At 70.2% G+C, this 22809-nt stretch carries 23 protein-coding genes; 18 read left to right on the forward strand and 5 right to left on the reverse strand.

What is annotated here, in order from left to right:
• Positions 1–147 precede the first annotated feature (147 nt).
• Together FHS13_RS20300 and FHS13_RS20305 are read right to left on the reverse strand one after the other, a co-directional pair.
• The gene (locus FHS13_RS20300; protein ID WP_184293558.1) at positions 148–396 is read right to left on the reverse strand and encodes a DUF397 domain-containing protein; all 249 of its coding nucleotides are present in this window, start codon (positions 394–396) and stop codon (positions 148–150) included.
• Positions 393–1250 carry a DUF5753 domain-containing protein gene (locus FHS13_RS20305; protein WP_184293559.1) on the reverse strand — a complete coding sequence of 286 codons (858 nt, stop codon included), beginning with the start codon at positions 1248–1250 and terminating at the stop codon, positions 393–395. The genes FHS13_RS20300 and FHS13_RS20305 overlap by 4 nt, the downstream gene beginning before the upstream one ends.
• Positions 1251–1458: 208 nt before the next feature.
• Here FHS13_RS20305 and FHS13_RS20310 point away from each other — a divergent pair, with 208 nt between their 5' ends.
• From FHS13_RS20310 to FHS13_RS20335, 6 genes are all read left to right on the forward strand, one after another.
• Entirely contained in the window at positions 1459–2016 is a 558-nt protein-coding gene (locus tag FHS13_RS20310; RefSeq protein ID WP_246405556.1) for an ATP-binding protein, read from the forward strand.
• A 591-nt stretch (positions 2017–2607) separates the two neighbouring features.
• Positions 2608–2961: a type II toxin-antitoxin system RelE/ParE family toxin gene (locus FHS13_RS21620; RefSeq protein WP_343065106.1), complete on the forward strand. Its 354-nt coding sequence runs from the start codon at positions 2608–2610 to the stop codon at positions 2959–2961.
• A 20-nt stretch (positions 2962–2981) separates the two neighbouring features.
• Positions 2982–3266 carry a helix-turn-helix domain-containing protein gene (locus tag FHS13_RS20320; protein ID WP_221443264.1) on the forward strand — a complete coding sequence of 95 codons (285 nt, stop codon included), beginning with the start codon at positions 2982–2984 and terminating at the stop codon, positions 3264–3266.
• A gap of 237 nt (positions 3267–3503) precedes the next feature.
• Positions 3504–3851, forward strand: a complete 348-nt coding sequence (locus tag FHS13_RS20325; protein ID WP_184293563.1) for a hypothetical protein — start codon at positions 3504–3506, stop codon at positions 3849–3851.
• 845 nt (positions 3852–4696) lie between these two features.
• Positions 4697–5452, forward strand: coding sequence for a metal-dependent hydrolase (locus tag FHS13_RS20330; protein WP_184293564.1), 756 nt, complete (start codon positions 4697–4699; stop codon positions 5450–5452).
• Positions 5453–5620: 168 nt separating this feature from the next.
• Positions 5621–7753: an SMI1/KNR4 family protein gene (locus tag FHS13_RS20335; RefSeq protein ID WP_343065107.1), complete on the forward strand. Its 2133-nt coding sequence runs from the start codon at positions 5621–5623 to the stop codon at positions 7751–7753.
• Positions 7754–7860: 107 nt separating this feature from the next.
• On the opposite strand, the gene FHS13_RS20340 is transcribed toward FHS13_RS20335, so the two are convergent.
• Both FHS13_RS20340 and FHS13_RS20345 read right to left on the reverse strand, forming a co-directional pair.
• On the reverse strand, positions 7861–9399 hold the full coding sequence (locus FHS13_RS20340) for a tyrosinase family protein (protein ID WP_184293566.1): 1539 nt from the start codon (positions 9397–9399) through the stop codon (positions 7861–7863).
• Between the two features lie 433 nt (positions 9400–9832).
• Positions 9833–10600, reverse strand: coding sequence for a GbsR/MarR family transcriptional regulator (locus FHS13_RS20345; RefSeq protein WP_184293567.1), 768 nt, complete (start codon positions 10598–10600; stop codon positions 9833–9835).
• Between the two features lie 222 nt (positions 10601–10822).
• Between FHS13_RS20345 and FHS13_RS20350 the strand changes: the two genes are divergently transcribed.
• From FHS13_RS20350 to FHS13_RS20375, 6 genes are all read left to right on the forward strand, one after another.
• Positions 10823–11380 carry a DUF4097 family beta strand repeat-containing protein gene (locus FHS13_RS20350; RefSeq protein ID WP_184293568.1) on the forward strand — a complete coding sequence of 186 codons (558 nt, stop codon included), beginning with the start codon at positions 10823–10825 and terminating at the stop codon, positions 11378–11380.
• Between the two features lie 11 nt (positions 11381–11391).
• A complete protein-coding gene (locus FHS13_RS20355; protein WP_184293569.1) occupies positions 11392–12198 on the forward strand; it encodes an alpha/beta fold hydrolase in 807 nt (268 codons plus the stop codon).
• 686 nt (positions 12199–12884) lie between these two features.
• Positions 12885–13613: a DsbA family protein gene (locus tag FHS13_RS20360; protein ID WP_184293570.1), complete on the forward strand. Its 729-nt coding sequence runs from the start codon at positions 12885–12887 to the stop codon at positions 13611–13613.
• Between the two features lie 2 nt (positions 13614–13615).
• Positions 13616–14899 (forward strand): outer membrane protein assembly factor BamB family protein, encoded by a 1284-nt coding sequence (locus FHS13_RS20365; RefSeq protein WP_184293571.1) that lies wholly within the window; start codon positions 13616–13618, stop codon positions 14897–14899.
• 49 nt (positions 14900–14948) lie between these two features.
• The gene (locus FHS13_RS20370; protein ID WP_184293572.1) at positions 14949–15317 is read left to right on the forward strand and encodes a BlaI/MecI/CopY family transcriptional regulator; all 369 of its coding nucleotides are present in this window, start codon (positions 14949–14951) and stop codon (positions 15315–15317) included.
• Positions 15314–16270, forward strand: a complete 957-nt coding sequence (locus tag FHS13_RS20375; RefSeq protein WP_184293573.1) for a M48 family metalloprotease — start codon at positions 15314–15316, stop codon at positions 16268–16270. The genes FHS13_RS20370 and FHS13_RS20375 overlap by 4 nt, the downstream gene beginning before the upstream one ends.
• A gap of 93 nt (positions 16271–16363) precedes the next feature.
• On the opposite strand, the gene FHS13_RS20380 is transcribed toward FHS13_RS20375, so the two are convergent.
• Positions 16364–16744 carry a BlaI/MecI/CopY family transcriptional regulator gene (locus tag FHS13_RS20380; RefSeq protein WP_184293574.1) on the reverse strand — a complete coding sequence of 127 codons (381 nt, stop codon included), beginning with the start codon at positions 16742–16744 and terminating at the stop codon, positions 16364–16366.
• Positions 16745–16919: 175 nt separating this feature from the next.
• Between FHS13_RS20380 and FHS13_RS20385 the strand changes: the two genes are divergently transcribed.
• The 6 genes from FHS13_RS20385 to FHS13_RS20410 all read left to right on the forward strand — a co-directional run bounded on the left by FHS13_RS20385 (position 16920) and on the right by FHS13_RS20410 (position 22679).
• Positions 16920–17741, forward strand: a complete 822-nt coding sequence (locus tag FHS13_RS20385) for a DsbA family protein (RefSeq protein ID WP_184293575.1) — start codon at positions 16920–16922, stop codon at positions 17739–17741.
• On the forward strand, positions 17738–18601 hold the full coding sequence (locus tag FHS13_RS20390) for a cytochrome c biogenesis protein CcdA (protein ID WP_184293576.1): 864 nt from the start codon (positions 17738–17740) through the stop codon (positions 18599–18601). The genes FHS13_RS20385 and FHS13_RS20390 overlap by 4 nt, the downstream gene beginning before the upstream one ends.
• A 261-nt stretch (positions 18602–18862) precedes the next feature.
• Complete coding sequence (locus tag FHS13_RS20395) at positions 18863–19114, forward strand: metal-sensitive transcriptional regulator (RefSeq protein WP_184293581.1); 252 nt, start codon at positions 18863–18865, stop codon at positions 19112–19114.
• A 416-nt stretch (positions 19115–19530) separates the two neighbouring features.
• Positions 19531–20103: a rhodanese-like domain-containing protein gene (locus FHS13_RS20400; protein WP_184293577.1), complete on the forward strand. Its 573-nt coding sequence runs from the start codon at positions 19531–19533 to the stop codon at positions 20101–20103.
• A 133-nt stretch (positions 20104–20236) separates the two neighbouring features.
• Complete coding sequence (locus FHS13_RS20405; protein WP_184293578.1) at positions 20237–21655, forward strand: MBL fold metallo-hydrolase; 1419 nt, start codon at positions 20237–20239, stop codon at positions 21653–21655.
• A gap of 145 nt (positions 21656–21800) precedes the next feature.
• The gene (locus tag FHS13_RS20410; protein WP_184293582.1) at positions 21801–22679 is read left to right on the forward strand and encodes a TSUP family transporter; all 879 of its coding nucleotides are present in this window, start codon (positions 21801–21803) and stop codon (positions 22677–22679) included.
• Positions 22680–22809 lie beyond the last annotated feature (130 nt).

Here is a 22809-nt window from a genome sequence, read left to right on the forward strand (position 1 = left end):
CCCGTGGCGGGCAGCAGGGACCGTGTCGGATCGGCGGGACCGGCAGGACAGGCTTTCCGCTGCGATCCTGACCGTTCCGGATGCAGGGTTGACATCAGAGCCGACCGTGGTCCACGGGGCCGCGGCCGGCTCTGCCGGTGTGCGGGGCTACTGGAGAGCGGCGTGGAGGAAGCGGGCCCACTCGTCGGCGGGGAAGGGGAGGTGCCCGGCGTCGGGGTGCTTGGAATCGCGGACAGCGGCACCGCAGGGCAGGTCGGCGACCTCGACGCAGTTCGGTTCCTGGCCGCTGTAGCTGCTCTTGCGGAAGTTAGTGGGGATGTGGGCGACTTCGACGCACTCGATTCGGTCACTGCTGTAGCTGGACTTGAAGAACCGCAGCCCGGTTCTGGTGGTCATGAACCTTCCTCCTGCTCAAGGATCTGTTGGATGAAACGTGTGGTCCGCGAAGCTTGCAGTGCTGCCGAGTTCAGATGAGAGAAGATTGTGACATAGCGCTGCACATCATCAGGGTCCTGGATAAAAAGGCTTGCAGTGGCGGTCTCGGTGTAGGCGATGCAGGGGTCTGCCGGATCGGGGAAGTCCAGCAGAACGAAGGAGCCGGACAGACCGGCGTGCATGCCTGCATCGAAGGGGAGCACCTGTATGTCCACGTTCCTTCGGGTGGCCATGTCGAGCAAGTGGTGCAGCTGCTCTCTCATGATCTCCGGGTCTTCGAGTCGCCTTCTCAAGGCGGCTTCGTCGATCACGGCCCAGAAGTGCGGTGCTTGGTAGCGTCCCAGCACGTGCTGGCGCTGCAGCCGAGCATCGACGTTGCGCCTGACTTCGTCATCTGAGTACGCGCGCCCACCTCGGAAGACGGCTTCGCTGTATCTGGGCGTCTGCAGGAGACCAGGGATGACTTGGCATTGGTAGGTCCGGATCATGGACGCCTCGGCCTCGAAGTCGGGTATGGCGTTGGTGCCGAAGACATCCTTGTAGCTGGACCACCATCCCTGCTCTTTGGATTCCCGGGCAAGCTCATGGAGAGCTGCACGTACCTCCGGGGGAGTCTTGTAGAGATCCGCGAGCGCGTCGATGTCGCGTGCCTTGATACGACGCGCATCGGCACCTTCGATGTTGCTGAGTGTGGACTGAGGGACGGAGGCTGCCTTCGCTGCCGCCGACAGTTTCAATCCCTGTGACTCGCGCAGCCGTCGAAGCTCTCGCGCCAAGCGTCGGCGCCGCACTGTGGGGCTGAAAGGTCTGTGCATGGCTGGATCCTATCCAGATTTTCTCGATAATCGTTGCCAGCTCGATTATCGAGTACCACTATGGAGGTGTGGCCAGTGACCGGCGCATCACCAAGAGTTCCTGCCGGTCAGGCTACGCCTTGCCCGTTCCGCGCATCACAGCAACCGTGAGACTCCTTCAACGGGCCCGCTCAACCCCTGCTCACACATGCCAAGGAGTGCATCCGCCATGCCTTCGACCACCCGTGCCCCGATGCCCGAGCTGGGCCAGGCCACCGTCCCGCTCTCGTGCTTCATCCGTTCCGCGCACCGCCACTACTTCTCCGGGCGGGCGGAGCGGCCCGGTTACCGGATGCGCCACTACGAGTTCGCCGGCACCCCCGCGGTGATGCCGCTGGTGCGCGCGTTCCTGGACACCTGCGCCGCCGACCAGAGCAGCGACTACCGCTACCTGTTCACCCTGCTGGGCTCGGAGCTGGCCAACAACGCCATCTGCCACTCCCTCTCAGGGCGGCCGGGCGGCAGCTACGTCCTCAAAGTCGAGCGCAACCGCGAAGGTCTGCGTCTGACCTGCCGTGACCTGGGCGGGTTGTGTGAGCGCGATGTTCACCTGGCCCCCAGCCCCGACGGTCTGGACCTGGGCGCTGAGTCCGGGCGGGGGCTGGCTCTGGTGGACGCCCTGGCTTCCGAGTGGGGTTACAACGGCAACGCCCAGTACCGCAGCGTCTGGTTCCACCTGGCCTACGACCTGGCCGGAAGTTCCTGGAACACCCTCACCACCAGCTGAGCTGCTCACGCTGCACATGCCGATGACATGAGACGGGCCCAGGAGAGCGCGGCAACGCTCTTCCGGGCCCTGAATCCCCCAAAACCCAAACCACACATACAGGATGGAAAAGAGGATCTGATGCAGAATCCTATCCCCGCTCCCCGCCCGGCTGCCGACCCCCGACCCGAACCTCCGCAGCTGCCCTGGCGCCACCCCTCCCCGGACCGGTCTGCCCGATCTGCGACCACCCCTCCTGCCGACACCGACGCGCCCAGCAGCTGCCCCGCCTGGGCGGCCACCGCGCCGAATACGCTCGCGAACACGCCCACGCCGCCGCGCTCCAGCGCCAGTACCGGCACCTGATCGTCTACTACGGCGAGGCCACCCAGTCCTTCTGGGCCATCACCCCCACCGGCCTGATCGAAGGCCGCGACATCGATGCCCTCCTGTTGGCGCTGTGGCCCTACACCGAGCCGCTCGCCGACTGGAGCCCTGCTCCCATTGCCTGTTGACCCCTCTCGCGCGCCCTCCCGGACTCCGGATCCAGGGGGGCTTCGCTCTTTCCAAAACACACATGGTTTACAACACCTGTGTTGTAGCGTTATCATCGTGTGGAAGATCGAACTTGGACTGGTACGGCAATGGTTGCGGCAACTCGACGCGGAGTCCTACGAACAGGTGATTGCGGCGCTCGAAGTCCTCAGTGAGTTCGGGCCGGCACTGGGACGGCCTGTGGTGGACACGGTCCACAGTTCACGGCACAAGAACATGAAAGAACTCCGCCCCGGCTCCAGCGGTCGTTCGGAACTGAGGATCCTGTTCGCGTTCGACCCCCGGCGTCAAGCGATCATGCTCGTGGCGGGGGACAAGTCCCGAGACTGGAACAAGTGGTACACCAGGAATATCCGAGTCGCCGACGACCTGTTCGATGAGCACATCGGCAGGCTCGAGAAGGGGCAGTGATGGGTACAAGCCTCCAGGACATGCTGAACGAACGGCCCGTCGACCGGGAAGCGGTGAACGCGCACAAGAGGCGAATACTGGAAGACGTCATCGTCCATCGGTTGCGCGAGCTGCGCGAAGAAGCCGCACTCACCCAGGTCGAACTCGCCGAGCGGCTGAACGTCAGCCAGAACCGGGTGTCCAGCATCGAGAGAGGTGGCATCGAGCGTACCCAGATCGATACCCTGCGGCGCTATGTCGAGGCACTCGGTGGTTCGCTGCACGTGGAGGTCGAGCTCGGGGACCAGAGATTCCAGATTGCTTGAGGGCCGACCCGAGAACACCAAACACCCTGTCCCCACCGACCTCTAGCCATGTGCCACGGGCGATGACAGGGGCCTCACACCCCCGACAGCACGTGAGATCCGGGCCGAGCTGGAAGAGTTGGTCGTAGGTGATCTCTACGCTCCGGTCGGCGGTGACGAGCACGAGCAATCGCCCACAGCCGAGCGCGTCACCGACCGCTACACCCTCGGCAGGCTCGCGCTCAATGGCCCGAGCCTATGCAGCTGCCTTGGCGTCGCCCCCTCCCCGGGCCCGTCTGCCCGGTCTGCGGCCACCCCTCCTGCCGGCACCGACGAGCCCAGCAGCTGCCCCGCCTGGGCGGACACCGCGCTGAATACGCCCGCGAACACGCCCACGCCGCCGCGCTCCAGCGCCAGTACCGGCACCTGATCGTCTACTACGGCGAGGCCACCCAGTCTTTCTGGGCCGTCACCCCCGCCGGCCTGGTGGAGGGCCGCGACATCGATGCCCTCCTGTTGGCGCTGTGGCCGCACATCCAGGGATCTGTTGTTCGAGGCGGCCAGAGGCAGGTGACAGGCGGTGCCGGGGTGGTGGCTGCCGCCTGACAAGAGAAAAGCAGCCTGCGGCGGGGAGTAGGTTCTGGGGGCGTGGAGCCTTTTAGGCTGGTCAGTGGCCGGGTCGGCGGGTAATTCTGTGGGGCTTGTCGTGTTTTATTCCTTTTGTTTGTTGGTGTCTGTTTTTCGCAAACTTGAAAAATCAGGCATCCTGGCGGGGTAAAGTCGCAGGTCAGCAAGACTGCTCCCCGCGCACGCGGGGATGGACCCCCGGGTTCCCACCGGGGTGGGGGTTCCCCTATCTGCTCCCCGCGCACGCGGGTATGGACCCGCGGTATCGGGTCGACTTCTCGCGGGGCCAGACTGCTCCCCGCGCACGCGGGGATGGACCCGGGTCTCCATATTCCCTTGAGAGCTCGTCGCATTCGGTGAGTCTGCGGTAGCAGATCAGGATGCAAGCAATGTCGGCGAAGGCCAGGAAGTGGTCGGCTCTGCGCTCGTAGCGGCGGTGTAGGCGGCGGCATCCGGCCAGTTTGGCCATGGTGCACTCGACCTGTGAGAAGGGTACGCACTGCGCCACAACATCGAGGCGGGTGTGCTGGTCCGCAGCCCCGAACAGGTGAGCGGGCTGGTCGGCCACTTCGATGCGCTCATGGGACCGGAGGGCCCTTTGGAGCGGGTATGAGGCCGGTTCTGTGACGACCCCTTGCGCAGCCCGCGGAGGCTTTCCCCGCAGATGACAGCGGACGTGGTGAGCCTCGCCGGACGCCGGAGAGCCGCCACCGGGCCGTGACACCGGAGGCCGACCCCCGGCGTCCTCGGAGAACAGGTGGGATCCGCCGCCGGTCCGAGAAAGAATCAGGACGCCCTTTCCCCTCGGACACCTGGAGATGCTGATGATGGGCACCTCGCACGCCGCCACCGGCGTGCTCGCGGGCAGCGCGGTCGGCGTGCTCTGCGACGCAGGCCCGCTGGTGACGTTGATGTGCGCGGCGATCGGAGCCGGCGCGGCCCTCCTGCCCGATCTCGACGAGCCGGGCTCCACGGTGGGCCGCTCGCTGGGGCGGGTGACCGAACTGGTGTCGACGGGACTGCGGGACCTGTCGCGCCGCGTCTACCTCCGTACGGCGACGGAGTGGGAGGCCGCCGACCCCAAGGACGGCGGGCACCGCCACCTGACGCACACGGTTCCGGCCTGCCTCGTGTTCGGCCTGGTGGCCGCGGCGCTGGCGTTCGTGCCGCTCGGCGCGGCCCTGCTGGTGTTCGCGATGTCCGCGCTGGGGCTGGGGACGGTCGCGCGGTCGCTGAGGAGATGGAGCACCCGGAGGAAGCGCAAGCGGGTGGCGCTGCTGATCGCGGCGGCCTTCGGCGCCGGCATGCTGCTGGCCGGGGACTCCGGTCCCGCGCCGTGGCTGGTCGGTCTGACGGTGTCCACCGGGGCGCTGACGCACGTCCTGGGCGACTGGCTGACCCGCTCCGGGGTTCCGTTGGCCTGGCCGTTCCGGGTCCGGGGCAAGCGCTGGTGGATGTTCAGCTCCCCGCTGGCCTTCCACACCGGAAAGAGCCCCGTGGAGACCGGAATCCGGGTGGGCGCGCTGCTCTGCTCCCCGGTGGTGATGGTTCTGGGCGTTCCCCTGCCGCCCGTGGCCTGACCGGGGCGAGGGGGAGACCGGGAACCTCCTTCCGCCGCACGGGCGGCGAGGGTGCACCGCTGCCGGCGCCGAATGTCGGAGTACCTGGATAGCTTCTGCGCGGATGCAGAGGCCGACACCCTTTTTTCTCGGCTTCTGCGACGGAACCCCTCACCGTTTGGAGCCCCTGTGCCAGAGACCGCGCCCGCCCTCGTCTTCCGCACCGAACAGCAGCGGCCCGGAGGAGGGTGGGTTCCCGGCAGCCGGCTGACCGTCGGGTTCGAGCCCGGAAAGGCCGTCTCCCTGGCCCAGCTCGGCTGGCGGGACCGCGACGGCAACGAGTCGACGGTCGGCTTCGATCCCGCCATGACCACCTTCACGGGCGTGCGTACCGGCCCCGACGGCACGTCCTACGCGTGGAAGGGCTGCCTGGAGAAACGCCTCACCGCCCGCCCTGTCCACCGGTTCCGGAGCGGGCGGGCGGAGGAGCCGCAGGAAGACCTGAAGCTGCTCATCGAGGACGGCGGCGCGCCGGTCGCGCGGGTCGACTGGACCGACAGGGAGGGCGGGGGAGGTGTGATCGTCCTCCGTTCGATTGACCTGGACCGGGTCGGCGAGGCGAACGAGGTGAGCGAGGTGAAGGCCGGCAACGAACACTTCTCCGCGGGTGAGGTCGCCGAGAACCTGCTCGACGAGGATTCCACCAAGTGGCTCTCCTGGCGCTGTGCCGACCGGGTCGAGTTCACCATGGCCCGGCCTGTCCGCGTCCGGCACTACACCCTGGTGTCCGCCAACGACTTCGCCGACCGGGACCCCCGCGACTGGGTGCTCAAGGGGTCGGTGGACAGGCGGAGGTGGGACGTGCTCGACACCCGCTCCGACGAGTTCTTCCCCAGGCGGCACTTCGCCCGCGACTTCCAGGTCACCGGCCCCGCGGCGGACACCCCCTACCGCTACCTCCGCCTGGAGATCACCCGCAACTGCGGCGCCTCCGAACTTCAGCTCGAGAGTGTGCGCTTCTCCTCGGCGGAGCGCACCTACGAGTCCTTCGCCGGACACCGCTACGAGGCGGGGAAGGCGCCGATGCCGTACACCGGCACCGCCGGGGAAGCTGCGGTCGGCATTCCACGGACCGCCGAGGACTGGCGGAGCTACCTGGCCGGGTACAGCGCCGACATGCTGCGGGTCATGGACGAGGAGGAGATCCTCGCCCTCCTCGACGAGAAGGAGGACTCCACCGGCGCCGGCGAGCACCCCACCCCCTGGCTGGGGTTCGACGGCGCCACCGAGGAGCAGATCGAGGCCCTGGAGGAGCGGCTCGGCACCCGGCTGCCGCCCAGCTACCGGTCCTTCCTCGCGGCTTCCGACGGTTGGAACGTCATGGGCGCGTTCGTGTACAGCCTGCGCGGCACCTCCTCGGTCGGCTGGATGCGCGACCTCGGCAGCGACTGGGGGCTCGGTGAGCACCATCTGAAGAAGGAGGGAATGGTCGGACCGACGCTGCTGGTCTCCGACGAGACCGACGCCCAGTACTGGCTGCTGGACGCGGGCGACGTCTCCCCCGACGGGGAATGGGCCGCCTACATCTGGGCGAGCTGGTATCCGGGGCTGGGAGAGCGCCACGGATCCTTCGCGGAGCTGGTCGCCGCCGAACGCGCCTCGTTCGAGGAGCTGAGCAGGGACGAGGGGCGCCCGGTACGTCCCGAGGCCGCCGATGACCTGCTGGCCCAGGGGCGCCGGGCGGCACTGGAGGGCCAGGCCCACGAGGCGCTCGACGTGTTCCGCCGGGCCGAGGAGAAGGGATCGGGTGCCGCCGCCTACCTGAAGGTCGTGCTCTCGGCCTTCCTCGACCTCCGCGGGGTCCACCACAAGCTGAGGGACCTGCTGCGCCGCCCTCACGTCGTGGCCGAGATCGGCACCGAGCAGATCCGTGCCGAGGCGGTCCCGCTCCTCCTGCGCAGCGCCGGACTGGACACCTTCGCGGACGCGGCCCGTGAACTCCGCCTCCTGGACGAGGCTCTGCCCGGGCTCGGCCTGCCGTCGGACGACCAGGAGTGGACGGCATGGCTCGCCGAGCGGCGGACCCCCGAGCCGCCCGCCTTCGAACGAGCCCTCGCAACGGCACGCGAACTGGCCGCCCACGGGGCCGACGACGACGCCTGGAACGTCCTGGAGGAGGCCCTCGCCGAGTGGTGCCCGCTCTCGCCGCACCGGATCGCCCCGGTGGTGCTGCTCACCGACCCCGCCCTTCGGGGAGCGGTCACTCCTCGGAGGGCGCGCGAGGCGGTGTTCACCCCTCGGGGCGCCTCATCCCGTCCCTGATCCCCGGCGGCGCCGGGAGGCGCGGAGTTCCGGAACCCGGCCGGCGGCGGGTGCCTGCGCGCATCCGCTGCCGGCCGGTCCGGGGCGGCCGAGGGCTCGTCCGGGCCTCAGAGCACCGTGAGAGCGGCCCAGGCCAGACGGGGATCACCCTCGACGGCTCCTCCCGCCTCCGCAGCCGGGTCCGGGACGACCCGGACCACCGGCACCCCCTCGCGGTCCCAGGCCCGGTCGGGCAGCTGCCGCAGCGTCTCGGTCACGTCGAAGAACACCTCGGTACCCTCCGAGTGTGCGGCGTGGGGACCGACGTTCTCGAAGAACGGCAGGTGGCCCACGAAGGCGGGACCTTCCGGATCGGTGTCCGACTCGTCGTCGCCGAGGAAGACGCGGAAGGCCGCACACGGTGTCGCATCGGCGCGCACACCCTCGAAGGCGAGAACCACCCGGTCGTCGGGCCCCACCGCAGTGGCGAAGGCATCCGCAGCGCCCCCGCCTTCGTGTGGAAGGACGAGCGGATCGGGACCCAGGTACGTCGTCTCGTCGACGAGCACGAACGTCTCCGAGACGTCCTCCTGCGGAATTCCGGTGACGAGGAAGGCCGACGGCACCTCGTCGGTCCCCAAGCCGTCCGTCAGTGACTCGTACACGTAGGCGTTCTGGGGAAAGGCGAAGACGGGGCCCCGCAAGGTGTGCCGCTCGCCGTTCTCGTCACGGAGCATGTAGGGGAGGTCGGGGTCGTCGGGATCGTGCTTGGGGCGCGTCTCGGGCCACAGCCAGTCCGAGGGCATCGGATGCCTGGTCATCCAGGCGTTCCAGAAGCGGTCGACGTTGGCGTGGTGCAGCCAGAACACCGGATCGCCGGCGGCCGTCGGCACCGACCCCATGAGGCCGCCGATGCCGCTGTGCACCAGACCGTGCGGAAAGCGCTCCAGCGAACGGGAGAAGCCGACCCGGCCGCCCTCCTCGCCCTCCGGCGGCCAGAAGAAGTCCTCACGCATCGCCGCGGTCGGATCGACCTGGTCGAAGTCCAGGGCGTCGTCCCCCAGGCAGCGGCCCTGCTGGTCGACCGGCAGGTACAGCGGGTTCTCCTCTTCCTCCGCGCCCTGGGGACTGCGGATACGGCGCTGCCGGAACGGCAGCGGGACCCTGCGCCACTCCTGCGAGTCCTCCGGCGCACCGCCGGCCGCCAGATGCGCGTAGTTCCAGTAGGGCAGCGCCCAGTCGGACATGTCGTCCCGGCCCAGCTCCGCGACGATGACGCTCCGCACGATCCGCTCGAAGTGGTACAGGTACCAGCGGTGCCAGGGCAGGAAGTACGGGCTCCGGTGCGGACACTGGTGCCACTCGGGGGGATCGTCCTGCGACCGCTCGGTCCGGCCGTGCGTGTACCACTGGAACCGCCAGGACCGCGGGTCGGACTGCTGCTGCTCCTTCATCCACCCGACGGCCTTGGCGTACCAGTACAGCTCCGGGGCCCAGGCCCCCGTTTCCGGGTCGAACAGCCCGCTCACGTCCTTGCGGACGTACCGGCTCCGCCCCGGCTGTGCGGTGCCGGGGCGGAGCCGGGGTGCGGCCATCGCGGTGGCACCCGGCAGGCCGGCGGCGAGGGCGACGGCTCCGGCCGCCGCGAGCAGGGAGCGCCTGGACATGTGCATGGTTCCTCCGAGATCGGTCCGGTCGCGGCATCGGTGTCCGGGCGGACCGAGGCGGGCCGCGTGACCACGCGTCCGCGGCGGATCGGCCGTACGGCGGCGACCGCGCCGGGGAGTGCTGGAAAGGCGGCCCGGCGCCCGGGGCCGCCTCTGCCCGGGAAGGCGCGAAGCCGGCCGGGCCCGGTGTTCGGAGAGCACCGGTGCAGTCATGGGGCGTCTCCGCGCGAAAATATTGTTTTCGCAGGTCAAAGGCTAAATCCCCCATGGGGGAGAAGCGGGGATTTCCGGTGCGGGCCGCCGTGTCGCGGCACCGGCCGGAGCGCCCCGGTCTCGGAGCCCCGGCCCCCGGTCCCGGACCGGGCGCGCCTGCCTCTGGACCCGGGGAACAGGGTCGTCGGCGCGAAGCAGCCTTCCCGCGGTACGGCCCGGGTCATCCCTGCCGACCGGGCTCGGGCTCCGGTTCGGCGGCGCTCCCCGGGAGCGTGTCGGGACCGGTGTGGAGGATCCCGCGGGCCTGTTCCGCGGCACGGACGATGCTCTCGCGGACGAACCCGAGGAAATCGGCGATGTTCTCCAGGCGGACGGCCGCAGGGGTGCCCGGTCCCAGGACGCGAGCGCCCTGGCGCGCGGTCTCGACGAGCCGGGCCTCGGCCCGGGCATTGGCCATCATGGACTGGTACCAGACGTCGTCGTCGACGATGTAGCGGTCCCGGCGGCGCTCGTCGCGCTCCCGGCGGAGGAGGCCCTGGCCCTCGAGGAACGCGACCGCCTTGGAGACGGAAGCGGGGCTGACCTGGAGGCGGCGGACGAGTTCGGAGGCGGTGACACTGCCCGAGTCGGTGGTGTAGAGGCACACCATCACCCGCGCCACCATCCTGGGCAAGCCCGACTGCACCAGGACCTCGGTGAAGGCCTCCTCGTACTCGCGCACCGCCTCGGCGTCGCGCCCGTGCGCCTGCGGCTCCTTCCGGCCCGTGTCCGCGGGCGCGGCCTGCCTGCGGCGGCGGACGCGCTGCTGGGTGGCGCGGTGGGCCAGGTCCGCGCGGTAGCCGGCGGGACCGCCGTTGCGCGCCACCTCGCGTGTGACCGTCGAGGTCGGACGGTCGAGGCGCCTGGCGATCTCCGCGTAGGCCAGGCCGTCGGCCAGCCCCAGGGCGATCTGTTGGCGTTCCTGCTGGGTGAGCCTGCCACCGGGCATCGCGGTTTCCTCCGTGGGTCGCGGGTGGCGCGACTATAGCGTTCATCTCCAATCCATTGCAACGAAAGGGCAGGGCTTGTTGCATTGAATTCAGAGCCATTGCAACAATTTCCCTGCTCTAGCCTTTGGGTATGTAAGTTTGCCTCGTAAGTTCCGTTGCCAATATTGCGAATGCAACGTAGCTTTTCCATTGTCGGAAACACAGAGGAGTAGGAGAGAGAAATGCACGAGTTCCCCACCCCCACCCCCGTCACGGCCGTCCTCGACATCCCCGCAGGACGCATTCGCCTCATCGCCGCCGACCGCACCGACACCACGGTCGAGATCCTGCCCGCCGACCCCACCCGGAGCCGCGACGTGCAGGCCGCACAGCAGGTCACCGCCACCCACGGCAACGGGGTCCTGCGCATCGAGGCCCCGCCGGCGCCCAACCGCCTCCTCGGCGCCCGCGGAGCCGTCGAAGTCACCGTCCAGCTGCCGACCCGCTCCCACGTCGAGGCGACCGCCGCCCATGCCGAACTCCGGGGCGTGGGCCGCCTGGGAGACGTCACCTTCACGGGACAGCAGGCCACCGTCGAACTCGACGAGACCCTCAGCGCCCACCTGACCACCCAGGCCGGCGACATCTCGATTTCCGCTGCCCCCGAGACCTCCGCCTCCCTGGACGCCGGCACCCCCCACGGCCGTATCCACAACTCCCTCAAGAACACCGGCGGCACCCCCGCCCTGGACATCCACGCGACCACCTCCCACGGCGACATCACCGCCCGCAGCCTCTGAAGGAGACCCCCGTGACCACAGCCGACCCGACCACCCCTGCCTGGACCGGCACCGTCCCGGTCGACGACACCGCACTGGCCGCGGCCGACACCGGCGGCCCCGGACACCCCGTCCTCTACCTCAACGGCGCCTACGCCGGCCGACGGCACTGGCGCCACGTGACCGGAGAACTCGGCACCGGATACCGGCACATCACCTACGACGAACGGGCCCGAGGCCGGTCCGCGACATCGGCGGACTACTCCTTCGAAGCGTGTGTCCGCGACGTCGACGCCGTCCTCGAGGCCAGGGGAGTGGAACGGCCGATCCTGGCCGGCTGGTCCTACGGCGCTGCGATCGCGGTGCACTGGGCCGAGCGGAACCCCGACCGCGTCGCCGGGGTGGTGTGCGTGGACGGTGCCATCCCGTACGGCCTGACCGGAGAGGAGGGCCGCGAGCGGATCCGGGGCCTGTTCCGCCGCATACGACCGCTGCTGCCGCTGGTGCGCCCGCTGGGACTGGCCGCCCGGATGACCGCGGACGAGCACGCCGAGGTCAACATCGAGATCAACGAGGTCAACGCCGCCATCGCCCCGGTCCTGGACCGTGTGGCCTGCCCCGTCCGATACGTCCTGGCCACGGGCGACAACCTCGGCGCGGAAGAGGGGGAGATGGAGCAGGTGCGCGCCGCACTCGACCCCGTGCTCGACCGCAACCCGAATATTGAGGTCGGCGCGAAGGTTTTGAGCAACCACTCGCACATCCTGCGCAAGGACTTCCGGGCCGTGGCGGACGCGATCCGCGAACTGGCCGCCTTGCAGAGCCCTGAGGGCATCTGAAGGAGTGCATGGGGTCCGCCGGGTGTCCGGTTCCGAGAAGCATCGGACCGTACCCCTGGCGCCTCGTGCGGGCATATGGTGCACGGGAATTGGAGCAGTTGTGCGAAGCCGCGCGGACCGGCAGGGTAAGCGCACGCGTGAGATTTTTTATGGGCTGCGGTGCTTTTTACGTGGATTGGATGTCTGTGTCTGTTTCTTGCAAACGTGCAGAATTCGGCCTACGGGCCGAGTAACGTCGCAGGTCACGAAGACTGCTCCCCGCGCACGCGGGGATGAACCCAGGGACGACACCGGCAGCCCCAAGACCGCCGTCTGCTCCCCGCGCACGCGGGGATGGACTCAACGAACAGGGGTTCGCCTCCAGGGCCTTCGACTGCTCCTCGCGCACGCGGGGACGTCCCTGGCGCCGGTTGAGTGAGGGTGGTCAGTGCGGCCGGGCCCTCCGCGCAGCAGCGCGGATGCCCGCATGCCGGTGCTTCCGATCGTCCCCGCGCCTCTTGCCCAAGTGGATTCGAGGGGGCGGATGCGCTCTTTTTCTACCCTGGATAGTATGACTTCTATCCAGGGTAGAACCATGGTGGCCGCCGACGCGGGAGGATCCGCGCGAGCGGGGCCCGGGCCGTGTGCCGGGGCGGAGCCACGTGGTCCTGCCGTCCGCGGAAGTACGTGAATGCGAGGTGCCGCTCATGCCGGACCGGTCCGGCCGCCCGATCGCACAGGTGTTGATGCTTGCGGGAGCGGCCTGCGCGATGCTGCTCCTCGCGTTCCTGTTCGTGAGGGCCGAACAACTCCAGAACCCCTCTGGGGAGTCCGCCGGGGAGCCGGCGCGCACCGTCAGCGAGGACATGCGGGATGCGGGGGAGGAACTCGCGAGGAGGCAGGAGGGAGATCCCCGCGCGATGGGGGAGGTGGACGCCCCGGTCGTGATGGTCGTGTACTCCGACTACCTGTGCCCGTTCTGCGGGGAGTGGGTGCGCGGTGTCCAGCCCGACCTCGTCGACACCTACGTCGCCGACGGGCTGCTGCGGATCGAGTGGCGTGAGTTCCCCTACCTGGGTGACAACTCCCGCACTCTCGCCCTCGGCGCCATGGCCGCAGCCGAGCAGGGCGCGTTCTGGGAGTACCACGACCTCGTCTACAACTCCCCGGAGGACTTCACCGGAAGTGACACGCGGCTCCGCGCGGACCTGGAAGACGTGGCGGAGGGACTGGGCCTGGATGCGGCGAGGTTCGTGCGCGACATGGAGGGCACGGCTGCCGAGGAGGCGGTCGAGGCGGACTTCGTCGAGGGACAGGGAATGGGGATCAGCGGTACACCCGCCTTCCTGATCAACGGGGACCCTGTGCTGGGAGCCCAACCGCTGGAGGTCTTCACCGCTTCCGTCGACCTCGCGCTGAGCGACGCGGAGGGGTAGCCGTGCACACGTACCACGGCGGCACGAAGCGCCGCGCGACGCCCGACCGGCGCCCCTTCGCCGCCGTTCTGCTCTGCCTGGTCCTGGTCGTCGCGGCCTGCGGGAGGCCCGAACTCGCCGACCCGGAGGACGCCCTGCCCCTGGAGGGGGCGCCGACGCCGGCCGAGGCGGTGGATCCGGACCTGCTTCCCGGGACCGTGGACGGTTCGGCCGGATGGGCCACGCCCTATTCCTCCGAACCCAAGGGATCCGACAGCGGGTTCGTCGGCCCGGTCTCACCGGAGGGAGGGGGCGAACTGCACTTCGTGGGCATGGACGCCGACGGGCGCACCCGCTGGTCCACCGAGCGCAACCCGAGCTGTACCGGGTTCACCCTCACCCGTACACAGGAGGGTGACGACCTGGTGGTGCTGCTCGACAGCGATGCGGCTCCCCAGCGCGGGTTGCTGGCCACGCGGACCACGGCGGCCGCCTTCGATCCCGCGACCGGGCGCAAGGTGTGGGGGCCCACGGAAGTTCCCGGTACCTGGGTGGGGCCGGGGCTGGTGTTCGCCCGGATGGCCCATACCGTCATGAACGCCGAGACCGGTCCCGCGGTGGCCCTGTCCGCCGACACCGGAGCGGTCGTGGCCGACGAGGAGGAGGGGGACGCCGTTCTGCACGAGTACCAGGGCGCCCTGGTACTCCACCGGGACGGGGCGCTGCGCGCGGTCGACACCCTTTCCGGTGAGGAACTCTGGCGCGGCAGCGACCTGGCGGTCCCCGATTCCCTGGGGGGCGAGGCGGAGGAGGAGGTCTCCCTCGCCTACGGTCCCCGGCCCGCGACCGACTCGGGCCCGCTGGTCGTGATGACCTGGACCCGGGGGACGTCCACGGTGTTCACCGTCCACGACCTGCGGGACGGCCGCCGTCTGGCGGAGTTCTCCTCGCAGGCCCGGCCCGTGCCGGTGGGTGACGACCACGGCCGCGCGGTGGTGGCGGGGATCTCCGCGCAGTCCGGCCGGCCCGTGATGGTGGGGGTGGGCGGCGTCTCCGGGGCCGAGGTGTGGACAGTGGGTGCGGACCCGGACGAGCGGCCCCTGCGTATCGTCTCCGGGTATCTCTACACCGCGCTCGGTGAGGAGAACCGCGTTCGGTCGACGGCCGATGGCGCGCTCCTGGGCAGCGGGGGATGGGAGGTGCCTGTGGCCGGGACGGCAGGCGGGGTCGCCGCGGTGGCGGTGCCCGGTGGCTCCTACGCCGTGTTCCCCTCGCCCGATACCGACCGGGAACGGGAGAACAGGTGATCACTATGCTGAGGGAGGATCGGATGTCGAACGGTGGGGTGCGGGTGCCGTGATCGCTGGACTGGGACCGCTGGAGGCGGCGGTCATGGACGTGCTCTGGCGCGCGCCCGAGCCCCTGCCCGTGCGCGGTGTCCTGGAAGGGCTCACCGACCACGAGGTCGCCTACACCACCACCTCGACCGTTCTGGAGAATCTGCGGCGCAAGGGGTGGGTCGACCGTGAGCGGATCGGCCGGCTGTGGTTCTACCGGCCTTTGCGCGACCGCTCCACGCACGCCGCCGAGTTGATGCACGAGGCGCTGACCGGGAGCCGCGACTCCGAGGCGACACTGCTGCGCTTCGTCGACGGGATGAGGTCCGAGGACGTGCGCGCCCTGCGTTCCCTGCTCGCGGACCTGCCGACGGGGGAGGACCCGTGATCTGGTCCTTCGCCGCGTTGTGCGCCGTGGTCGCGGTGGGGGCCAGGGGGCCGGTGGTCCTGCGCCGCGCCGCCCGTGTCTGCGGTTCGGCTCCGCGTACCATGCTGGCGCTGTGGGTCGCGGCGACCGCGGCCTGGGTGCTCTCCTGCGCCGCTCTGCTCGCCCTGCTCGCGGCGGAGCTCCTCGGCCCTGCGGTCAAGGGCGTCCTGGCAGCGTGCATCGATGTGCTCCAGGCACTGGAGCGCAACCACGCGGGGTGGGGGATCGGGGCCGGGGCCGCTCTGGCCGTGGTCGCGCTTCTGCGCCTTCTGTGGACCGCCGCCCGGCAGGGGCGCGCGGGTCTGTCCTGGAGGCGGACGCACCACAGCGGCCTTCTCGCCAGGGCGCAGCGCCGCCGTCTGCACGACCAGCCCGTGTGGTTGCTCGACACGGCTGCGCCCGATGCCTACTGCGTTCCCGGGTCCCGGGGCGGTGTCGTCATCACACGCGGCGCGCTGGACATGCTCACCGATGCCCAGGCCCGCGCGGTTCTGGCTCACGAGCAGGCCCATCTGCGGGGGCGGCACCATCTGATCGTGGGTTGGGTTCGGCTCCTGGACCGCGCTTTTCCGGGGGTTCCGCTGTTCCGTGCCGCGGCGCAGGACGTGCCCGTGCTGGTGGAGTGGGCGGCGGACGACCGGGCCGTGCGTGCTGCCGGGATGCATCCGCTGGTCCACGCGCTGGGGTCCCTCGCGCAGGCCGCGCCGGCCGGGGCGCCGCAGACCCTGTCCATCGGCGGTGCGTGCCCGGTCGAACGTGTGCGCCGGCAGGTCCGGCGCCCCGCGGGGTGCCGGCCTTGGAGGGGCCGCGTCCTGGTGGCCGCCACGTCCGTGGCGGTGACGCTTCCGCTGGTGCTGACGCTGACCTCGGCGCTGGCCGCTGTGCTCATCCCCCACTGCCAGTGCGCCGGCTGACCGGTCCGTGCGCCGGGGCCCGCTCGCGTCCGCCGCGGTCGCGCCACCCGGGCCCGAGGTGTCCCGGAGAAGGCCGCCGCGTCCGGCCGCGCGTCACCCCTCGGGCTCGGTCGCTCTTTCGCCGACCTCGTCGAGCAGGCGCCTGAGCGTGTGCGCGTCGCGGGGTGACATCGTGTCCACGAACCGCAGCAGGGTGGCCTGGGGCAGGTCGCTGAGGGCCAGGGCGTCTTCCATGGCCCTGGCAGCGTGCTCGCTCCGGTCGCGCGCAGGCCGGTAGAACCAGACCTGTCCCTGCCATTCCCGTTCGACCCATCCCTTGGTGTGCAGGTTGCCGAGCACCGTGGCCACCGTCGTGTAGGCCGGGCCGTCCTCGCCGAGGAGCCGGGTGACCGCTCGCACCGTCACCGGTCCGTCCGAGTCCCAGACCGCGTCCATCACCGCGGACTCCAGTGGCCCCAGGCCCTTGCCGTTCATGGTCGTGCGACCGCCCTTCCCTGTCTGTGGACCTGTCCGGTGCCATGGTTCACGGTCAGTATGTACGGGGCGGGGCGGCATCCGCTCCGCAGCGCCGGCCCCAATTTCTCTATCAAGCTTAGTAGGTCTACTATCAAAGATAGAAATACTTGTCGGCCGACAGAAGGGGCACACGATGCCGGACACCCCGGAGCAGAGAACGAGGCCCTCGGGCCATCCGGCCGAAAGCGGTACCCGTGCGGGCGGCGGCGCATCCTGGAAGGTGTTCCTGGCGGCGGGCGCGGTCCTGATCCTGATCGCCGCCGCCGTCGCGTGGGGGCGGTACGGGGAAGACGACGGCGAGGGGCAGTCCGGGGCTGCCGGAGCGGATGCGCCGAGCACCTCCGCGGAGGACGGCACCGCGGCCGCGGACGCCGGCGAGGCCGACGAAGCCGACGACCCCGTGGTCCGAAGGCAGGCCGACGACCCCACCGCCATGGGCGGCGTCGAGGCGCCGGTCGTCATGGTGGCCTATTCCGACTACCACTGCCCCTACTGCGGCCGCTGGGTGGAGGAGACCCAGCCCGAGCTGATGCACTACGTCGAGTCCGGGGACCTGCGTATCGAGTGGAGGGACTTCCCCGTCATCACCGACACCTCCGAGACGGTCGCCCGGGCCTCCCGCGCGGCCGCCGCCCAAGGCGCCTTCTGGGAGTTCCACGAGGCCTACTACGCCGCCGTCGAGGGAACCGGTCCGAGCGATCCCGAGGAGCTCCTCGTCCGGATCGCCGAGGAGCTGGGACTGGACCTCGAGCGGTTCGACGAGGACCGCAACAGCGATGCCGCGGCCGAACTGGTGGGGAACGACTTCTCCGAAGGGCTGGCGATCGGCGTCACCTCCACCCCGACGTTCCTCATCAACGGCCAGGCCGTCATGGGGGCCCAGCCGACGGAGGTGTTCGAAGAGGTCATCGACCGCTCCTTGGCCTCCTCCGGGGGCGGAGGTGAGGGGCAGTGACCGACATCGGGTTCGCGGCTGCTCTGATCGGCGGGGTACTCGCCCTGCTGAGCCCTTGCAGCGCGCTGCTGCTGCCCTCCTTCTTCGGCTACGCCTTCCGTGACCCGCGCCACCTCGTCGCACGCACCACGGTGTTCTACGCGGGACTGTGCACGACCCTGGTTCCCCTGGGGGCGGGGTCCGCGCTCATCAGCCGCCTGGTCTACGGGGAGCGGGAACTCCTGATCACCATCGCCGGCTGGCTGGTCATCGCCTTCGGCGTCGCCCAGATCGCGGGCTTCGGCTTCTCGTCCGGCCTGGCGCAGCGCCTCCAGGGGCGCCTGGCCGGCAGGACCGACACGGCTTCGATCTTCGCGCTGGGAGCGGTGTACGGGTTCGCCGGGTTCTGTTCCGGCCCCATCCTGGGCGCCGTGCTGACCGTGGCCGCCACAGGGGGGACCGTGCGCGGCGCCCTGCTCCTGGCGGTCTACGCCCTGGGTATGGTCGCTCCGCTGTTCCTGCTGGCCCTGCTGTGGGACCGCTACGATCTCGGCTCCCGCCGCTGGCTGAGAGGGCGCTCCTTCCGGGTGGGACCTGTGGAACTGCACACCACCGCACTGCTGTCGGGGCTGCTGTTCATCGGGATCGGCATTCTCTTCCTGGTCTCGGAGGGGACCGCGACCCTCTTCGGGGGAACGGAGATGCTCGGCGAGACAGCCCACCGACTTCAGGAGTGGATCTTCGGGATCGGTGGATCGGGGGCCGACACGGTGCTGTTGGCCGCTGCGGGCCTCGTGCTGCTCGTGCTGGGGGTTCGGGGGTGGCAGCGGCACCGCGCCGACAGCCCGGAACGGGCGGAGTCCCGAACCGGCCGCTCCTGAAGCAGCGGGCCGACCCGCCGGGCGGTCCCGCGCCGGGGTACCTTCGGGGACCTGTCGCCCTCGGACCCCCTCCGAGGGCGACAGGGATCCTGATGACGCCCCGGCGTCCGCGCAGCCGTCCGGGGGATTCGGGAGGCCCCGTCCCGCCGTGGATCTCGAACGTACTCCCGCCGTCGGGCGTGATGTCCGTCACATCTGAAATAGATACACCCCCGGGTATGTTGGGACCATTGACGGAAAGGAGCCGGGATGAAGCCCGAGATGGTCGGCGACGCCCTTACGAGGCTCAAGCGCGCCCAGGGTCAGCTCTCCGGGGTGATCTCGATGATCGAGGAGGGGGAGGACTGCGCGGCCGTGCTCCAGCAGCTGGCGGCTGTCTCCCGTGCACTCGACCGGGCCGGGTTCAAGATCGTCGCGAGCGGCATGCGCCACTGCGCCACCGCCCGTGAGAACGGCGGCGAGCCCGACATCACCGAGGCCGAGCTGGAAAAGCTGTTCCTGTCCCTGGCCTAGGCCCTGTTTTTCGGATCATCTCGAGCTGCACGGCCGCCAGGCGCCCCCTTGCTGCGCCGGAGAGCTTGCGAAGCCCACCGGGCTGAGCTGCGCTCCCCGCCTTGCAAGGAGACACCTGGCCGACCGTTCGCCGGAGGATCGGCTCCGCCGATGCGGCGAGAGCATCCAAAAACAGGGACCTAGGGACACAGGCTTTCCCCCTGCCGCCAGGCGCTGTGCGGCCCCCGCTCTCGAGTGGACCGCGCCGCCTTCGGCGAGGGGAGACCTGCGGGTCCTGGATACTCCCCCCTGTATCAGGGAATCAGCTGCCGGTTTCGGTAAGCCGTCCCGCCTCTTTTCTGCGAGTGAGGCACCGCTCTCTCCTTCCGATACTCCCCGGGGTATCGGAAGGGTTCAAGGACACCATGAGGAGAACGATGACCGACAACACCATCGACGCGTACACCGTGCGCAGCCTGGTCGAGACCGAGCCCGGCACCCTGCTGGTGGACGTACGCACCCCCGCCGAGTACGAGAACGCCCACATCCCCGGCGCGGTCAACCTTCCGCTGCAGCAGGTCGACGCCCATCTGGAGCGCATCGTCGCCGACGCCGGAGGCCGCCTCGTCCTGATCTGCCAGTCCGGTAACCGGGCCCGCCAGTGCCAGGACAAGCTGGCCGCCGCGGGGCGGCGGGACACCGCGGTGATGGAAGGCGGCATGAACGCGTGGGAGGCGCAAGGAGCCCCGGTCGTTCGGGGCCGGCAGCGATGGTCCCTGGAGCGCCAGGTCCGCCTGGTGGCGGGGAGTATCGTCCTCGTCTCCGTCCTCGCCTCGCTGGTGTGGCCGCCGGCGGTGGCGGTGGCCGGACTGATCGGCGCCGGCCTGACGTTCGCCGCGGTCACGGACACCTGTGCCATGGGCATGGCCCTGGCGCGTCTGCCCTACAACCAGCCCCGCAACCACGTCGACATCGAGGGCTCGCTCGAACGGATCGGTGCCCGCCGGTGACCTCGGCCGCCTGAGCACAGGTGAGGGGCGCCCTCGCCGGGCGCCCCTCCGCGACCACCGCCGCACTCCGCCCCGTACATACTCCCCAGGGTATGCGGAGGCGGTGGAGAACCACCACCTGCAAGGAGAAACCATGCTGCTGGAACGCATCTACGACAACGATCTCGCCCAGGCGAGCTACTTCATCGGCTGCCAGGCCAGGGGAGAGGCCGTCGTGGTCGACGCCCGCCGCGACATCGGCGAGTACCTCGACCTGGCACGCTCGCACGGCATGCGGATCGTGGCCGTGACCGAGACGCACATCCACGCCGACTACCTCTCGGGAACCCGCGAGCTCGCCGCGGCCACGGGGGCCGAGGTGTACGTCTCCGGGGAAGGCGGTGAGGACTGGCAGTACGGCTTCGAGGCCGAGCGGCTCCTCGACGGCGACGCCATCACCGTCGGCAACATCACGGTCCGGGCGCGCCACACCCCCGGGCACACCCCTGAGCACCTGTCGTTCCTCATCACGGACGGGGCGTTCAGCGAGGACCCGGGCTACCTGCTCTCGGGGGACTTCGTTTTCGCCGGGGACCTGGGCCGTCCCGACCTGCTCGACGAGGCCGCCGGGGGAGTGGACACCCGCTTCCAGGGGGCGCACCAGCTCTTCGAGAGCCTCCGCGACGTCTTCCTGGCACTGCCCGACCACGTCCAGGTGTACCCCGGGCACGGGTCCGGAAGCGCCTGCGGCAAGGCCCTGGGCGCCCTCCCGGCCACCACGGTCGGATATGAGCGGCTCAACGCCTGGTGGGCCCCCTACCTGCGCGAGAACGACGAGGAGGGGTTCGTCGCCGAGCTGCTCGCCGGGCAGCCCGACGCCCACGCCTACTTCGCCCGGATGAAGCGCCAGAACAAGGAAGGGCCTCAGGTCCTGGGTCCGCTCGACCCGCTGCCCCAGGTCCCGAACGAGGAGATCGGCAGGGCCCTGCGCGAGGACGAGGCCGTCCTCGTCGACACCAGGGCCCACACCGAGGTGCACCGGGGCACCGTGGCGGGGGCACTGAACATCCCCGGCCCGGCCAAGGCCGCGAGCTTCGGGGCCTGGGCCTACGACCCCGAGGCCGAGTCCCGTCCCCTGGTGCTCCTCGCAGCCGACGGCGACACCGCCCAGGCGGTGCGCGACCACCTGCTGCGTGTCGGCATCGACCGCGTCAGCGGCTACACCACCACCGCGGAAGGACTGCCGGAGGCCGTGCCGGCCACCGTCTCCCCGGAGGAGCTGGAGGACTCCGGTGCCGTGCTGGTCCTGGACGTGCGCAACAGGACCGAGCACGCCGCAGGACACATCCCCGGCTCCCGGCAGCTCAGCGCCGGCCGGATCCTGTGGCACCTCGACGAGCTGCCCGCCGACGGCACCATCGTGACCTACTGCCAGTCCGGCGCGCGCAGCTCCGTCGCGGCCGCCGCCCTGCGCCGTGCGGGATACGACGTCGCCGAACTCGACGGCAGCTACGCGGGCTGGATGGACCGGATGCGGAACCAGGGTGCTCCGGCCGAGGGCACCGCGGGTTGAACACGGCGCGGGAAGGGCGCCCGGCCGACCGGGCGCCCCTCCCGCAGGTCGGCCGGGCGGCCCCCTTCCCGGCCGACCCGTCCGCCCCGGAGCGGTGTCTCCGGTGGGCGGACACGCAGATCCCAGCCACGGAAAAGAGGAAATGGTGGAATTCCAGCTCGTCCTGACCGTGGGCCTCGCCGTGGTGGTGGGGCTCGCGCTCGGGCTGCTCGGGGGAGGCGGCTCCATCCTGATGGTCCCGCTGCTGGCCTACGTCGCGGGGGCGGGGCCGAAGGAGGCCGTCGCCACCTCCCTCGTCGTCGTCGGCGTCACCTCGCTCATCAGCGCGGCTGTCCACGCCCGCAAGGGGAACGTCCGATGGCGCACCGGCCTGGTCTTCGGGGCCGCGGGCATGGCGGGTGCCTTCCTCGGCGGCCTCGTCGGCGGCCGTGTCCCCGGTGCCGTGCTGATGGCGGCCTTCGCCCTCATGATGGTCGCCACCGCCGCGGTCATGATCCGCGGCAGGAACAAGACCCCGGACGGCAGCGGAAAGGTGCGGGACGGAGAGCTCCCGGTGCGGCGGATCGTCCTGGACGGCCTGGTCGTCGGAGCGGTCACCGGTCTCGTCGGAGCCGGAGGCGGTTTCCTCGTCGTGCCGGCCCTGGCACTGCTCGGCGGGCTGCCCATGCCGGTCGCGGTGGGGACATCCCTGCTCGTGATCGCGATGAAGTCCTTCGCCGGACTCGCCGGATACCTCACCGCGGTGAGCCTCGACTGGCCGCTGGTCGCCGCGGTCACCGCCGCCGCTGTCGTGGGATCCCTCGCCGGTGCGCTCCTGACCTCACGGGTTCCCGAGGCCCTGCTGCGCAAGGTGTTCGGTGTGTTCGTACTGGTCATGGGTGTCTTCGTGCTCACCCAGGAACTTCCCGCACCGCTCGGCGGGATCCTCGTGGCCGGCGCTGCCGTGGTCGCGGCTCTGACCGGGATCTGCAGGCTCCTGGGAGAACGCTGCCCGCTCGTACCGGCCCTGCGGGCCCAGGGCTAGCGGCTGGCTGGTCATGCGCTGTTCTCCTCGGAGTGCAGGGCTGTTTCATTCTCGGCATGCAGTAACGTTCGCGCTGGTCACGGCAACCCGATCACGTCTAGCGGGCGGGTGAACGCCTCATACGACACCC

The organism is Nocardiopsis algeriensis, assembly GCF_014203695.1.
Lineage (GTDB): Bacteria > Actinomycetota > Actinomycetes > Streptosporangiales > Streptosporangiaceae > Nocardiopsis > Nocardiopsis algeriensis.

Coding starts and splice junctions, on each gene's coding strand:
- FHS13_RS20345 (WP_184293567.1), bottom strand. CDS start 10,600: ATGCCCGGTGGCAGGCTCACCCAGCAGGAACGCCAACAGATCGCCCTG.
- FHS13_RS20385 (WP_184293575.1), top strand. CDS start 16,920: ATGCCGGACACCCCGGAGCAGAGAACGAGGCCCTCGGGCCATCCGGCC.
- FHS13_RS20350 (WP_184293568.1), top strand. CDS start 10,823: ATGCACGAGTTCCCCACCCCCACCCCCGTCACGGCCGTCCTCGACATC.
- FHS13_RS20305 (WP_184293559.1), bottom strand. CDS start 1,250: ATGCACAGACCTTTCAGCCCCACAGTGCGGCGCCGACGCTTGGCGCGA.
- FHS13_RS20320 (WP_221443264.1), top strand. CDS start 2,982: ATGCTGAACGAACGGCCCGTCGACCGGGAAGCGGTGAACGCGCACAAG.
- FHS13_RS20310 (WP_246405556.1), top strand. CDS start 1,459: ATGCCTTCGACCACCCGTGCCCCGATGCCCGAGCTGGGCCAGGCCACC.
- FHS13_RS20360 (WP_184293570.1), top strand. CDS start 12,885: ATGCCGGACCGGTCCGGCCGCCCGATCGCACAGGTGTTGATGCTTGCG.
- FHS13_RS20380 (WP_184293574.1), bottom strand. CDS start 16,744: ATGAACGGCAAGGGCCTGGGGCCACTGGAGTCCGCGGTGATGGACGCG.
- FHS13_RS20340 (WP_184293566.1), bottom strand. CDS start 9,399: ATGTCCAGGCGCTCCCTGCTCGCGGCGGCCGGAGCCGTCGCCCTCGCC.
- FHS13_RS20400 (WP_184293577.1), top strand. CDS start 19,531: ATGACCGACAACACCATCGACGCGTACACCGTGCGCAGCCTGGTCGAG.
- FHS13_RS20300 (WP_184293558.1), bottom strand. CDS start 396: ATGACCACCAGAACCGGGCTGCGGTTCTTCAAGTCCAGCTACAGCAGT.
- FHS13_RS20330 (WP_184293564.1), top strand. CDS start 4,697: ATGATGGGCACCTCGCACGCCGCCACCGGCGTGCTCGCGGGCAGCGCG.
- FHS13_RS20325 (WP_184293563.1), top strand. CDS start 3,504: ATGCAGCTGCCTTGGCGTCGCCCCCTCCCCGGGCCCGTCTGCCCGGTC.
- FHS13_RS20395 (WP_184293581.1), top strand. CDS start 18,863: ATGGTCGGCGACGCCCTTACGAGGCTCAAGCGCGCCCAGGGTCAGCTC.
- FHS13_RS20405 (WP_184293578.1), top strand. CDS start 20,237: ATGCTGCTGGAACGCATCTACGACAACGATCTCGCCCAGGCGAGCTAC.